We start from the raw sequence: 12,771 nt of genomic DNA, 5'->3' as shown, positions 1-12,771 counted from the left end.
TTGAGAACGGATGAGTGAAGCGCTGAATCGCATCATTTTGGATGTGGACACGGGGATTGACGACGCACTGGCAATTTTGCTGGCGGTCAAAAGCCGGAAGCTGGACATTCTCGGTATCACCACAGTCTGTGGGAACGTATCACTCCAGCAGGCAACAGAGAATACGTGCAAAATTCTTGAACTCGCGGGTGCACCTGAAATTCCGGTCATTGCCGGAGCAGCTGGACCGCTCACTCGCAAGTCGCATTATGAACACAGGGTACATGGACAGGACGGATTGGGCGGTGCGCTGCCTGATCCGGCGGTGTCCAAGAAAGCCGAGGAAGGTTTTGCGCCGGACTTTATCGTGGAGCAGGCCAAGTTATATCCAGGCGAACTGACATTGATCATGACAGCTCCATTAACCAATCTGGCACTCGCGCTGATGAAGTGTCCTGAATTGCCTTCTTTATTGAAGGAAGTCATCTTCATGGGTGGTGTGGTTCGCGGACATGGCAACATTACACCAACAGCCGAATACAACACCTACGCTGATCCAGAGGCGGCACGCATCGTATTGCACGCAGGCATCGAGAAGCTTACTCAAGTCGGACTGGATGTAACGCGTCAAACGCTGCTGAATGAAGCAACGATTGAGCGTCTCACTGATCCTGCACTGCGCGCGTACGTTGCTCAGAGCACGGAGATTTACATCAACCGTTACGAACAAATGAACGGCGTCCGCGCTTGCGCGTTGCATGATCCACTAGCCGTTGGCGTAGCCCTTGCCCCGGAACTGGTAGGACGCAAATCGTATTACGTGGATGTCGAAACCGCCAGCCGCCTGTGCGATGGCCAGATGGTATGTGACTTCCAAAACCGTTTGGGCGAGCAGCCCAACACCCTCGTCTGCGAAACCGTAGACGCAGAAGCATTCCTTGAACTATTTATCAACGCGTTAAACGCGTAGCTGCTCTGCCCCAATTAGATATTTATACGATTGCGGAGAGTGCAGAACCGATCTGGAGAAGCGAAGCGTTCCCCTTTATACCCCGATTTTCACCTATGAAATTGAATCAATAAATCGGGGGATAACAGGGATCGAAGGACGGTACTGCAATCGGAGTATTTAAGTATCAATCTCGAATTAAATTTACAAGTCAGGAGTATCGCGATGAAGAAATCAGTAATCTACTGGCTATTGCTGCCGGGATTCGTGTTTTTGGCGGCATTTATGATCATTCCGATTGTCCTGACGATCGGGTCGACGTTTTTCCAAGAAAACTCCTTCACATTTGAAGGATACATGCATTTTTTCAGAGACCCATACTTTTTGAAAATATTGCTTACGACGCTGCAAGTCAGCGTGGTCACCACCATCGTCTGTGTGGTGCTCGGATTCCCGACAGCTTATTATATTTCGCAGAAAGCGCCGCGCCGCAAAGGTATTTTGCTGGCACTGGCGATCTTCCCACTGCTGACGAGCCCGGTCGTGCGCTCGTTCAGCTGGATGATCATTCTTGGACGCAAAGGGCTGATCAATAACACCCTTGTTGGCCTCGGTATCGTGGACAAGCCGCTGGATATTCTGTATACACCGGCAGCGATGATGATCGGTCTGACACACCTGTTCCTGCCATTGATGATTATCTCTCTGGTGGGCGTGCTTGAGAACATTGACGGTGACCTGCTCAAAGCAGCACAAAGTCTGGGCGCCTCGCGTATTACGGCATTCCGCCGGGTCGTGTTCCCACTGGCTGTGCCAGGACTTGTGATCGGAGCCGTGCTTGTCTTTGTCGGAAGCCTGACGGCGTATACCACACCTGCCCTCCTTGGAGGCAAGCAGCGTGTAATTGCTACGTTCCTGTATCAAAACGCCATGACCCTCAACGACTGGTATCTGGCCTCGGTTGTTGCCGCGATTATGATTGTGATTACATTTGTCGTGGTCGGTGTCATGAACAAAATGGCCAAAACTTTAAATCCGAAGGGGTAGACATATGCGGGAGAAACATATCGGGCTGGGCCTGTTCAGTCTGCTGGTCTTTATCTTTCTGCTGGGCCCGCTTCTGATCATATCGGTCACTTCGTTTGAACCGGGAACGGTACTCAAATTTCCGCCGGAAGGGTTCTCCTTCCGCTGGTATGAGAATATTTTCAACACAGGCGGTTTCCTCCGCACATTCCAAACGTCCATCATCATTTCCCTGCTGGGGAACCTGTTGGCGCTGGTGCTCGGAGTTCCGGCTGCGTATGCACTTAGTCGTTACGATTTCAAAGGCAAGTCCGTGCTGAACGCACTGTTCCTGTCCCCGGTACTGATCCCGGGAATCGTGCTTGGTTTTACATTGATGAAATACCTGATCGTAATCTACCATCTGCCGATGTATCTTGGACTGTTGATCGGTCATACGATTATCATGCTTCCATTTATCATTCGGGTTATCGCGTCGAGTCTGTCGAGCTTTGACTTTGCAGTGGAAGAAGCTGCGCTGAGTCTTGGTGCGGGACGGGTAAGAACGTTCTTCACGATCGTGCTGCCTAACATCCGCTCAGGAATTATCGCTGCCGTGCTGATTGCCTTCTTGGAGTCCTTCAACAACGTGGACATCTCGGTGTTCATGACCGGACCAGGGGTAAGCACATTACCGATCCAGATGCTGACGTATGTGGAGAATTATTTTGACCCAACGATTGCAGCGATTTCCGTGCTGTTGATGGTACTGACCGGACTCTTAATGTTCGTGATCGAACGGATCATGGGCGGATTTTCATACTTTACTAAACGTTAATTGGAGGCGCAGAACGCTATGGCATTGCTGACATTAGACCACGTATCCGTGGCATACGATAAGCAGACAATCCTGAAGGATTTTCAGTTGGAGCTGGAAAAAGGTAAACTGCTCTCCCTGCTCGGACCGAGCGGTTGCGGCAAAACAACTACGCTGCGCCTCATCGCCGGATTTCTGGAAGCATCACAGGGCAAGTTTATGTTCGGCGGCAAGGATTATACGAAGGTTCCAGCGAACAAGCGGAACTTCGGATTTGTATTTCAGAGTTATGCGTTATTCCCGCATCTGTCTGTCTATGACAACGTGGCCTTTGGCCTGCGGATGCGCAAGGTGAAAGACAAGGATATCTCTTCCCGTGTGATGCGAATCCTGGAAGTCGTTAACCTGAATGGATTTGAGAAACGTTTTCCACAAGAACTGTCTGGTGGACAGCGTCAGCGTGTGGCGATTGCCCGCGCATTGGTGATTGAGCCTGATCTGCTCTTGTTTGACGAACCACTCAGTAACCTGGATGCCAACCTGCGCCTCAACATGCGGGTGGAGATTCGCCGGATTCAGCAAGAGCTGGGCATTACAACGTTGTATGTCTCTCATGACCAGGAAGAGTGCTTCTCGATCTCGGATCAGGTAGCGATTATGAACAAAGGCTTGGTCGAGCAGCTCGACCGCCCGGAAACGATTTTTAAATATCCGGCAACGGAGTTTGTCGCACGATTTATCGGGTTCCATAATTTCATTGAATTTGCGGAGCGTACTGATGCAGGTGAATTAATCACACTGAGCGCAGGTGGACGCACATTTACAGCAACCGCACATCCTGGAACAGCACGTCCTGGTGCACGTAAAGGTGCGATTCGCCCGGATGATCTGATCGTTAGTGGAGATACTTCTGCGGATGTGGTGAACGCCTTGCCGGGCATTATCAAGGTCAGCACGTATCTGGGACGCAGTTATCAGTATGTAATCGAGACGGAACTGGGTGACTTTACAGCAAATCAGGAAATGGAAACACCATACCTTAGCGGGCAACGTGTTAGCCTGATTTTCCCACAGGACAAGCTTGTATTGGTAGAGTAGTCGTGAATGTAGCGAGTAGCTTTAAGAAATAAGAGCAGTAAAGAAGGCAATTCATGCGATGATTCAAGGACGATGGCAGTGGTGCGCAGTCATGTGCAGTACAGCAGATTAAAGTGCAGGTTCATTGTCTAGTCCGGATCGCGGTGAAATGTTTGTGAAGAAGGAGATTATGCCCCATGCGTGCAGATCAACTAATTATGAATGTACATGTGTATAACAGTTATTATAAACGGTTTGAAATGAACAACGTTGCTGTACTCGACGGCAGATTCCTATATGTTGGACCCGGTGGATCTGAGATGATTCAGGCAGACGAAGTCATTGATGCGCGGGGAAGATACATGATTCCTGGCTTGATCGATATCCATCTGCATATCGAAAGTACGATGGTGACACCGGAAACCTTCTCCCATGGTCTGATTGGCTGCGGGGTAACGTCCATTGTAGCTGAACCGCATGAGATGGCAAATGTGTTTGGGCTGGAAGGTGTGCAGGAGATGATGGCTGCGAGTCGGGAGACGACGGTGGACATGTTCTATGCGATCCCAAGTTCGGTTCCAGCGACCCCGATGGAGACAACAGGTGGTTCGATCGAGATTGAAGATATGGATGTGTTGCTCGCGACTGGCGAGATCATCTGTCTGGGCGAGATCATGAATTATGTCGATGTCATCCGTGATCCGGAATGCAAGACCAACCAGATTTTACAGCATATTCGCAAAAACTATCCGGATCTTGTGATCGAAGGACATACACCGAAACTGCTTGGACTCGATCTGCATCGACTGATCTACGCAGGTATTGATTCCGATCATACCCATCAGAGCATTGAGGGATTACAGGCGCGGATTGCAGCTGGCATGTTTATTGAAATCCAGGAGAAATCAATGACCCCGGAAGTTATGGAGTATCTGATTCAACATGATGTGGCGCAGCATTTCTGCTTCGTAACGGATGATGTGATGCCGGATTCACTGGTGGAGCATGGTCATCTGGATCACATCGTACGCAAAGCAATTCAGATGGGGATGCGTCCTGAAGATGCAATCTATGCAGCAACATCTACCCCTGCTTCGCGGATGAAAATGACCGATCGTGGCAGCGTGGCCCCGGGCAAGGTGGCCGATTATGTGTTGCTATCCAACCTGGAGGAGCTTTCGATTGATCAGGTGTACAAAAACGGCCGCAAAGCTTATGACAATTCCGAACCGTATAAGCAAGAACGAGTAACCGGGCAATTCCCACCTCACTTCTATAAGAGTGTGCAGTTGGAGGAGCTTGGCGTAGCAGATTTTGCAATTCAGTTGTCAGACCCGAAAGTCAGCGGAGCAGGTGTTGATCTCGCTGATGAAGGTGAGTACCAATGCCGTGTCATGATGGTGAAGGATGGTTCTACTTTTGTGGAAGAACATATTGCACCGATTCAGTCTGCGAATGGCGAATTGTTATGGGAAGAAAGCGGATATGCGCAGATCGCGACCTTCGAACGTTATGGTGTGAACGGCAATCGTGCACATGGTCTGATCGGTGGAGACACCATCAAACGCGGCGCCATTGCAACGACATATTCACACGACAATCACAACCTGTTGGTTGTAGGACGTAATCGTGAAGATATGATATTGGCAGCTAACACAGTAATTTCGAGCCAGGGTGGCTTCTGTGTGGTGGAAGACGGCAAGGTGCTGTCCCATCTGGAACTTCCCGTAGGTGGCATTTTGACGGAAGAACCACTTGCAGTGGTGTCCCATCAAGTGAGGGAACTGAGAGCAGCGATGTTGTCTCTTGGGTATGTGCATTACAACCCGATCATGTCGATCAGTACTCACTCTCTTGCGGTAAGTCCGGCACTGAAGATCACGGACCATGGCCTGATTGATGTGAATGCAGGTAAGGTTGTATCGTTAGTAATCTAATTAGAATACACACATTCTGTGATGTACCTTCAATTGGATTGTGTGATAGTGGAGTAAATTTAGTATAAAAAGTCTATACCCCGTTTCGCCATGGTAAGTGGTGTGACGGGGTATTCTTGTTCGAGCAAAGGATTGAAATAATGTTTCTGTATACTTAATCTTGCAAGCGAAACATGGACTAGATTTTAATCTTCCCTTGTAATGACCACTCCACGTATTTGGACACCGACGGTGCAACCCACTTTCGGCTATCATTCTCATGATTCCACACAAATACGTCGTCTCTACAGATTCCTTCTCCCGTCACTGGAAACGCGAATAAATCACCAATGCCACTTTCCCCGAAGAAAATCAGGTTATCAAATGGCATATAATATTCTTGGAAGTGGTCGTCACGATAGTGTTTGTTTTCATTCTTGATTCGATCTACTGACCAAATTAGTCCTAGATCATAAATGGCTCTTAACCCATTTGTTTCCAACAGCATTTCCTTTAGTTCATGAGGTAGAGTTACCTGAAATAAGCTCTCAACCTTTGCGATTTCATCTCCAGATGCAGGAGAACTGAATGCATACTCTTCTGAAATTCCCTTGAAATATTCTTTCCACATGAATTAGTCCTCCCGCAGTATGCAATGTAATCATATACTTCGTATGAGTTATCTCTTCTTATTGTTCAATGAAAAGAAGGTAGCCCGCCATAGATTTGCCCTATTACCAGCTACCAAATAACAATAGGTAGAATTATGCAGGCTACCTTTTCTAACTCTAGCTTACCAAGTAAGCCAACCACCCGTACGTCTATAATTGTGGAGGAGGTCATACTTCTCATGGTACATGAGACGTTTCATTTTGGTTCTATACTGACGATAATCGTGTTTTCGAGCCATTTTACTTTCTTTGTTATAGTGGACACTCTTGATTCCTTTACGAATCTCCTTGAGCTTCTCTTTTCTTGGATCAATGAACTTCTTACTGTTTTTCACTTCAAGCAATTGTTCATTTTCCCAGGTTGGAATCTCTTCGTGTGTAAACATCTTCATCCCCGTTGTGCCGGGTTAGATTTTGGCTTCGAGAGCCATGGCCTTAGACACAACTAATAGAAGAAGACTTTTGGATTGAACATAAGCACCACCTCTGATGTTATTCATCCTGATTTTAACATAATTACAACTTTCCGATGCCTTAATCTGATTGGAACCATAATCCCCACTTTGAAGATACACAGCCAGAAATCCTCCTTTGGACGGGACAATTGAATACATATATAGTAAGAAGAGAATGTTTGGACTCAAAGCAGGAGGATAGACAACGATTATGAATGAGATAAATAATGCTAAAACCATATTTTTCGACGTGGATGATACTTTATATGATCACTTGCAGCCGCTTCGTGGCGCGTTGCAGGAAGTTCTCGGCCTGCCGGATGAGTTCCCTTATGCTGAGGCCTACCACCGTTTTCGCTATTATAGTGACTGGTTGTCTGCACAAGAAGATCTGTCTGCTGTACCGGAGCCGGATGCGGTGGAGAGAATGCGCCGTCGAAGGTTTGAGTTGACGATGGAGGAGTTTGGACTTCCCCTACAATCGGGACAGGCTGAAGAATTGCAAGCTCAGTATCTGATCAGACAGTTCGAGATTGTACCTTTTCAAGGAGCATATGAGCTGATAAGAAGGCTTCAGGCAGAAGGTCATACCGTTGGTCTGATAACCAATGGAGAAGGAGAGCATCAGCGACGCAAGCTTGAAGCACTGGATGTGCTCAGTCTCGTGGACGAGCATCTGATTTTCATCTCCGGTATGACTGGTTATGCCAAGCCAGATCGCAGGTTGTTTGAATATGTGAGTAAGCAGTCTGGGACAGATCCCCGTTCCAGCTATTACATTGGAGACTCGTGGCGTAATGATGTGGTAGGCGCAATGGATGCGGGCTGGACAGTTATCTGGTTCAACCATCGGGAGGCGGCGCCGGAATCTGATCATCAACCCCATTTTGTAGCATCGAGCTATGAAGAGATCAGTCGTATTCTGACTTTTGAGTGTGTTCAAGCTTAAGGAGATTTATGTTTAAAGGAGCAGTCCTGTTACCGTCTTAGGAGCAGGTCTGCTTTTTTATATTATACCTTCTATAAAGGCAACAATAATGAGGCGTCTAACTGCTCGCTTTCAATTACAATTGCCATGAGTCCAGCTTCAGTTTTGGTTTCGTGCCATTCATCTTTATCCCAGAGTACGGCCTCGCCACAATGCACTTTGATGTATTCATTTGCTTCACCTCTAACCCAACCCTCTCCACTTACGATTAAAAGGAGTTGAGAAACCACAGCTTGGTGATAACCTACTATTCCACCCTCAGCCAAGTGCATACATCCGATATGAGCTGCTTTGTTAGTCTGCGTAATACGTGACATTACAAAATTAGATTCGAATTTGGTAATCTTTTTTCCTGACTCTTGTTTAAATTGAAATATCCTCATGTTTACCTCCGCAATAGTGACTAAGTTAACTTCCTATAATGGTAACTATCTTTATGATGGGTATCATCCTATTTGACTAATTTATGGTTAATCTGATCAGATGAGTCTATCATAGCTCCAATCGTTTAGGAACAGTTTGCTTACCTTCACCATTTTGTTAGTTGTGTGTGCCAACGTTTCTATGAAGCTGTACTTCATGGAATCTTCATTTACAAGACAGTGCAAAAGCCTTCCCAAACAGGATATGCAGTGTTATAATTAAAACAAGATTTAGATTAAGTCTAAATTAAAAGAAGCAAACCAAAGCAATCCATCATAAAATTCAAATTCTATTTTTATATTCGAGAGGGGATAAATTCCATGAGCACAATCCAAACTAGAAACAACACTTTTGCCAACAACGCCACAGCACTTCAAGAGGTTCTGAACCGTCAGATCGCAGGCTGGTCTGTACTGTACACGAAACTGCATAACTTCCACTGGTATGTTCAAGGACCTCATTTCTTCACACTACATGCCAAATTCGAAGAGCTGTACAACTTGGCTACGGCAAATATGGACGAAGTTGCAGAACGTTTGCTGGCTATTGGTGGAAGTCCGGTAGCTACGATGGGTGAACAGTTACGTCTGTCTCCAATTGAAGAGACACAAGGCCAGTTGTCTGCTGAGCGTATGGTAGAGTCGGTGGTTGCTGATCTGCGTACAATGGTGGAAGTGATTCATCAAGGCATTCACGAAGCGGGAGAAGCAGAGGATAACGCAACGGAAGATATGCTGATTGGTTTCACCGCTGCGCTGGATAAAGAGGTCTGGATGTTAAACGCATTTTTGGGCAAATAAGCAAAGTTACCCTTCATCCTGACAACGATATGTAGAGTCCGTGAACAAAGTGTCCGTTCGCTTACAAATCCAGTGCGCTTGCCGTATAATGATGGCATCCAAGATGTACAGAATGGTGGAATGAATGATGCGGTCAGACCTGGAACAATTGCAGGAAGAAGCTGAACGGTTTATATATACATGTTATGAAGAGCTGGGTCATGCGCGTGAAGACGCGCAGGCCCGGCTTGTTGCCGTTATGGGAGAGATCGAAGCAACGGGTACCTATGTGCATACCACAGAAGAATTGGAGCAGGGGTGCAAAATGGCCTGGCGGAACAGTAATCGCTGCATCGGACGGCTGTTCTGGGACAAACTTCGGATCGTGGATGCCCGTCATGCCGATACGGCAGGAACGGCAGCGGATGCGGTGATGAATCATATTCATATGGCATCCAACGGAGGCAAAGTAATTCCGATGATTACTATCCTTCCACCGGATGGGCCGAATGGAGCTCCGGTACGTGTCTGGAATCATCAGCTTATTCGTTATGCAGGATATGAGACAGAGCAAGGCATTATTGGAGATCCTGCTTCGGTGGAACTGACCAAGGCGGCGATGTCACTTGGCTGGCAAGGAACAGGTAGCTCATATGATGTGTTACCGCTCATTATTCAGGCACAAGGACAAGCGCCAGAGTGGTATGTTATACCCGAAGAAGAGATTGTGGAAGTGATGATTGAACACCCAGAGCGGGAAGAGATTGCGGAGCTTGGCATGCGCTGGTACGGTGTGCCGATGATCGCCGATATGCGTCTGGAGATTGGTGGTATATCCTACCCGGCAGCGCCGTTTAATGGTTGGTATATGGGTACCGAGATTGGCGCTCGTAATCTGGCGGACACGTTCCGGTATAACAAATTGCCTGCGGTGGCGGCAGCATTTGGGTTGAATACGTCGAGTGAAACGACATTGTGGAAGGACCGTGCGTTGGTGGAGCTGAATGTGGCTGTGCTGCATTCGTTTAAAAAAGCAGGCGTGAGCATTGTGGATCACCACACGGCGGCAGCGCAATTTGCTATGTTTGAACAGCGGGAAGAGAAGGCTGGGCGTGAGCTGACCGGGGATTGGGTGTGGCTGATTCCGCCGGTATCTCCGGCGACAACGCATATTTTCCACAGTTCCTATCGCAATGAGATCGTGAAGCCGAACTTTTTCCATCAGGATCAGGCGTATACGCTGAAAGATGGCGTGGCATCTGCTGCGGAGCAGCGAAGCAGCGAGCAGCAGAATGCACAGGTAGAGCATCCCCAGCCACAGGCCGGTGATGCACCAATGAAATGCCCGTTTGCACATTAAATTGTGCAGACGGGTTATTTTTTGTGATCCTTTTTTATCAAACGAAGGGTTTTAAAATAGGAAAAAAATGAAAAGATTCTTTCTCTATATGGAAATATATAACACATCTATAATGAAGCCATGACTTTGACTTCACATAGGGGAGGGAACAATCCATGGGTTATATTGAAACGTTGCGAGGAATGGTTGGCAATGCTCCTGTTATTTTGGTGAGACCGAGTATATTGATCTTGAATAAGACAGGTGAGATTCTATTAGTTCGACATCTGGATGATACGTGGGGAGTACCAGGTGGAAATATGGAGCTCGGCGAATCGGTGGAAGAGTCTGCAATGCGAGAGGTCAGAGAAGAGATTGGGATAGAGATCAAGAAACTTCATCTGTATGGTGTCTTCTCAGGAAAAGAGTTATATACGAAATTAAGAAATGGGCATGAATACTATAATGTGGTCATTGGTTATATTTGCACGGAGTATGAGGGAGAATTGAAGCCGGATGGGGTAGAAGTTCTTGAAGCAAGGTTTTATAAACCAACAGAATTACCTGACACGACCGACCCTTACTTAAAAAGAAAAATCCAAGAAAATGCAGAGAATATAGCAACATTATTAGGAAAAGCATAATCGAGAGGTTGCCACCGAAATGGTTTCTCTCACGAGTTGTAGAGCTAACGAACCGAGCGCGCCTTATAGGGCTGATTAATTGTGAAATTATAATTTAACGAACATCAGTGGCGTTATATCGGCATTAACCTGCCTGAAACCGATGCAGGAGCAATAAATCAAGGAAATAGCGCCTCTGTGATTCGTTAAAATACTGCCCTGTGGAAATTGAAGCGAATAACACTTGTGCGGTTCGTTAGAAAAAAATTATGCTAATGAAGGGATGTCCTCCGTCGTGTTTATGACTTGTGGACATCTCCCTTTTGCATTTACACCGGTTTTGTCTTGTACCGACTGCGCATCGCAGCCTGAACTACAATGGCAACAGCAATCAACACCAGATTGAACACAAACACGGAGTAAAGCGATCCAACTTCCATAAGTAGCGCTGCAACCAGTGGAGATACGATGGAGCCGATCTCGGCAGCTGAGACAATTTTGCCTATAACAGAGCTTCGACTCTCGTTCGGGATATGATCACCAATATGAGCAAAGAACGAATCCATGTAACATGCACCGCCAACCCCGCCAATGAGCATGCCAACGTAGACCCATAGATGGGAGGACGTGCTTAGAAATACAACAACTTCGATTCCAATCAGGAACATGCCGAGCATACAGAGTAACAGACGATCGCCTAACCGGTCAGAGAGATAACCAACAAAGGGAGCAGCGGCAAGCGTAGAAATCCCTGAGACGGTGAAGGCGAGACTGGTTGCAAACGGGTCCCAATGCATGATGTGAGCTGCATACAGTGCAAAATAGGTGAGGAATACCGCATAGGCGCTCATCTCCAAAAAATGTACTGTGCCGTAGCCGAGAAGCTGTTGCCGCTGTGTGAGCTTTGTAGACAAATCTTGAGTATGCTTTGCATCAGACGGTGATGAAGATAAAGGAGGCGCAGTCGATACAGTAGTATGAGGGTGGGAGTCACTTGTAGTGGAGTCTACAACTTTATCCGTGTGGAGTACTGAGTGTGCTGAGTTGACCAGAGGTTCTTGTGTCACCGTAGTAGAAGGATCTTCTAATGGATAATCACTTAACGTACTTCCGGATTCATGAGTAGCTCTAGCTTGTGCGGTCGTCTTCATCCCCATCGCAGCGACCACAGCCATCAGACAGCATAACGTAACAAGCAAAAAAGGAACCGACAAGGGCCAGTGCAGCGCGAGCCAGCCACTTATGACCGGACCGAGCACCATTCCGCCGCCTTCACTGCTGCTGATATACCCATTGTACAGGCCGCGGTTGTCTACATTACCCCCATCGCCGATTATAGAACGCACGACCACGGTAAGGCCCGTGGAAGCGAGCCCCTGTAGAAGTCGGAGCAGGCCGAATAACACCGCAGCAGTAGACACCGCGAAGCCGCCCATGCAGACAGCCAGCAGGATCAGCATCAGGATGAGCGCCTTTTTCCCTCCAAGCCTTCTATAAATTGCCGCAGCAGGAATACCACCAATCACTTTCCCCACATAAAAGAGTGCAAAAATAACCCCCATCATCCAGCCGGACAGGCCGAATTCCTCAATAAACAAAGGAAACAGGGGCAGGATCATGAATCCGCCCATCTGACTTAGGAAACAAATGGTCATCAGCAAAGGCAGGTTACGACGAATATCCAAGAGCCAAGACTCCTCTCACACATAAAATGGAATCCTAAAAATTCTTCATTTACTCCATATGGGTA

Annotated in this window: 13 protein-coding genes; 9 read left to right on the top strand and 4 right to left on the bottom strand. The window is 47.3% G+C overall.

All coding sequences use genetic code 11. The features are described 5' to 3' along the window. The first annotated feature begins 22 nt into the window (after positions 1-22). From MKY87_RS13805 to MKY87_RS13785, 5 genes are all read left to right on the top strand, one after another. Positions 23-949 (top strand): nucleoside hydrolase, encoded by a 927-nt coding sequence (locus MKY87_RS13805; protein WP_340967444.1) that lies wholly within the window; start codon positions 23-25, stop codon positions 947-949. A gap of 204 nt (positions 950-1,153) precedes the next feature. After that, positions 1,154-1,975 carry an ABC transporter permease gene (locus MKY87_RS13800; RefSeq protein ID WP_036612869.1) on the top strand — a complete coding sequence of 274 codons (822 nt, stop codon included), beginning with the start codon at positions 1,154-1,156 and terminating at the stop codon, positions 1,973-1,975. Positions 1,976-1,979: 4 nt separating this feature from the next. Then, entirely contained in the window at positions 1,980-2,771 is a 792-nt protein-coding gene (locus MKY87_RS13795) for an ABC transporter permease (protein ID WP_017691790.1), read from the top strand. An 18-nt stretch (positions 2,772-2,789) separates the two neighbouring features. Beyond that, on the top strand, positions 2,790-3,848 hold the full coding sequence (locus MKY87_RS13790; RefSeq protein ID WP_340964936.1) for an ABC transporter ATP-binding protein: 1,059 nt from the start codon (positions 2,790-2,792) through the stop codon (positions 3,846-3,848). Positions 3,849-4,024: 176 nt separating this feature from the next. After that, positions 4,025-5,764, top strand: a complete 1,740-nt coding sequence (locus MKY87_RS13785; protein WP_340964933.1) for an adenine deaminase — start codon at positions 4,025-4,027, stop codon at positions 5,762-5,764. 178 nt (positions 5,765-5,942) lie between these two features. On the opposite strand, the gene MKY87_RS13780 is transcribed toward MKY87_RS13785, so the two are convergent. Both MKY87_RS13780 and MKY87_RS13775 read right to left on the bottom strand, forming a co-directional pair. Next, positions 5,943-6,374, bottom strand: a complete 432-nt coding sequence (locus MKY87_RS13780; protein WP_340964931.1) for an SMI1/KNR4 family protein — start codon at positions 6,372-6,374, stop codon at positions 5,943-5,945. 162 nt (positions 6,375-6,536) lie between these two features. Next, a complete protein-coding gene (locus MKY87_RS13775; protein WP_340964929.1) occupies positions 6,537-6,806 on the bottom strand; it encodes a hypothetical protein in 270 nt (89 codons plus the stop codon). A gap of 274 nt (positions 6,807-7,080) precedes the next feature. Between MKY87_RS13775 and MKY87_RS13770 the strand changes: the two genes are divergently transcribed. Further along, positions 7,081-7,818 (top strand): HAD family hydrolase, encoded by a 738-nt coding sequence (locus MKY87_RS13770; RefSeq protein WP_340964927.1) that lies wholly within the window; start codon positions 7,081-7,083, stop codon positions 7,816-7,818. Between the two features lie 71 nt (positions 7,819-7,889). On the opposite strand, the gene MKY87_RS13765 is transcribed toward MKY87_RS13770, so the two are convergent. Beyond that, the gene (locus MKY87_RS13765; RefSeq protein WP_338588978.1) at positions 7,890-8,240 is read right to left on the bottom strand and encodes a cupin; all 351 of its coding nucleotides are present in this window, start codon (positions 8,238-8,240) and stop codon (positions 7,890-7,892) included. 360 nt (positions 8,241-8,600) lie between these two features. Here MKY87_RS13765 and MKY87_RS13760 point away from each other — a divergent pair, with 360 nt between their 5' ends. The 3 genes from MKY87_RS13760 to MKY87_RS13750 all read left to right on the top strand — a co-directional run bounded on the left by MKY87_RS13760 (position 8,601) and on the right by MKY87_RS13750 (position 11,042). Beyond that, positions 8,601-9,080 carry a Dps family protein gene (locus MKY87_RS13760; RefSeq protein ID WP_340964925.1) on the top strand — a complete coding sequence of 160 codons (480 nt, stop codon included), beginning with the start codon at positions 8,601-8,603 and terminating at the stop codon, positions 9,078-9,080. Between the two features lie 127 nt (positions 9,081-9,207). Then, positions 9,208-10,419, top strand: a complete 1,212-nt coding sequence (locus MKY87_RS13755; RefSeq protein ID WP_340967443.1) for a nitric oxide synthase oxygenase — start codon at positions 9,208-9,210, stop codon at positions 10,417-10,419. 155 nt (positions 10,420-10,574) lie between these two features. Further along, positions 10,575-11,042 carry an NUDIX hydrolase gene (locus MKY87_RS13750; RefSeq protein WP_338588974.1) on the top strand — a complete coding sequence of 156 codons (468 nt, stop codon included), beginning with the start codon at positions 10,575-10,577 and terminating at the stop codon, positions 11,040-11,042. A 308-nt stretch (positions 11,043-11,350) separates the two neighbouring features. Here MKY87_RS13750 and MKY87_RS13745 read toward each other — a convergent pair whose 3' ends face one another. Continuing rightward, entirely contained in the window at positions 11,351-12,706 is a 1,356-nt protein-coding gene (locus MKY87_RS13745; RefSeq protein ID WP_340964923.1) for an MFS transporter, read from the bottom strand. Positions 12,707-12,771 lie beyond the last annotated feature (65 nt).

The sequence above is a fragment of the Paenibacillus sp. FSL R7-0198 genome (assembly GCF_038000415.1).
Lineage (GTDB): Bacteria > Bacillota > Bacilli > Paenibacillales > Paenibacillaceae > Paenibacillus.
The sequence above is the reverse complement of the archived record's forward strand: the minus strand, read 5'-3'. Positions and strand labels throughout refer to the sequence as shown.

Excerpts from the sequence above, each read along its gene's own strand:
- MKY87_RS13800 (WP_036612869.1), top strand. The coding sequence starts at position 1,154 with ATGAAGAAATCAGTAATCTACTGGCTATTGCTGCCGGGATTCGTGTTT.
- MKY87_RS13770 (WP_340964927.1), top strand. The coding sequence starts at position 7,081 with ATGAATGAGATAAATAATGCTAAAACCATATTTTTCGACGTGGATGAT.
- MKY87_RS13780 (WP_340964931.1), bottom strand. The coding sequence starts at position 6,374 with ATGTGGAAAGAATATTTCAAGGGAATTTCAGAAGAGTATGCATTCAGT.
- MKY87_RS13765 (WP_338588978.1), bottom strand. The coding sequence starts at position 8,240 with ATGAGGATATTTCAATTTAAACAAGAGTCAGGAAAAAAGATTACCAAA.
- MKY87_RS13785 (WP_340964933.1), top strand. The coding sequence starts at position 4,025 with ATGCGTGCAGATCAACTAATTATGAATGTACATGTGTATAACAGTTAT.
- MKY87_RS13790 (WP_340964936.1), top strand. The coding sequence starts at position 2,790 with ATGGCATTGCTGACATTAGACCACGTATCCGTGGCATACGATAAGCAG.
- MKY87_RS13760 (WP_340964925.1), top strand. The coding sequence starts at position 8,601 with ATGAGCACAATCCAAACTAGAAACAACACTTTTGCCAACAACGCCACA.
- MKY87_RS13775 (WP_340964929.1), bottom strand. The coding sequence starts at position 6,806 with ATGAAGATGTTTACACACGAAGAGATTCCAACCTGGGAAAATGAACAA.
- MKY87_RS13795 (WP_017691790.1), top strand. The coding sequence starts at position 1,980 with ATGCGGGAGAAACATATCGGGCTGGGCCTGTTCAGTCTGCTGGTCTTT.
- MKY87_RS13750 (WP_338588974.1), top strand. The coding sequence starts at position 10,575 with ATGGGTTATATTGAAACGTTGCGAGGAATGGTTGGCAATGCTCCTGTT.
- MKY87_RS13755 (WP_340967443.1), top strand. The coding sequence starts at position 9,208 with ATGCGGTCAGACCTGGAACAATTGCAGGAAGAAGCTGAACGGTTTATA.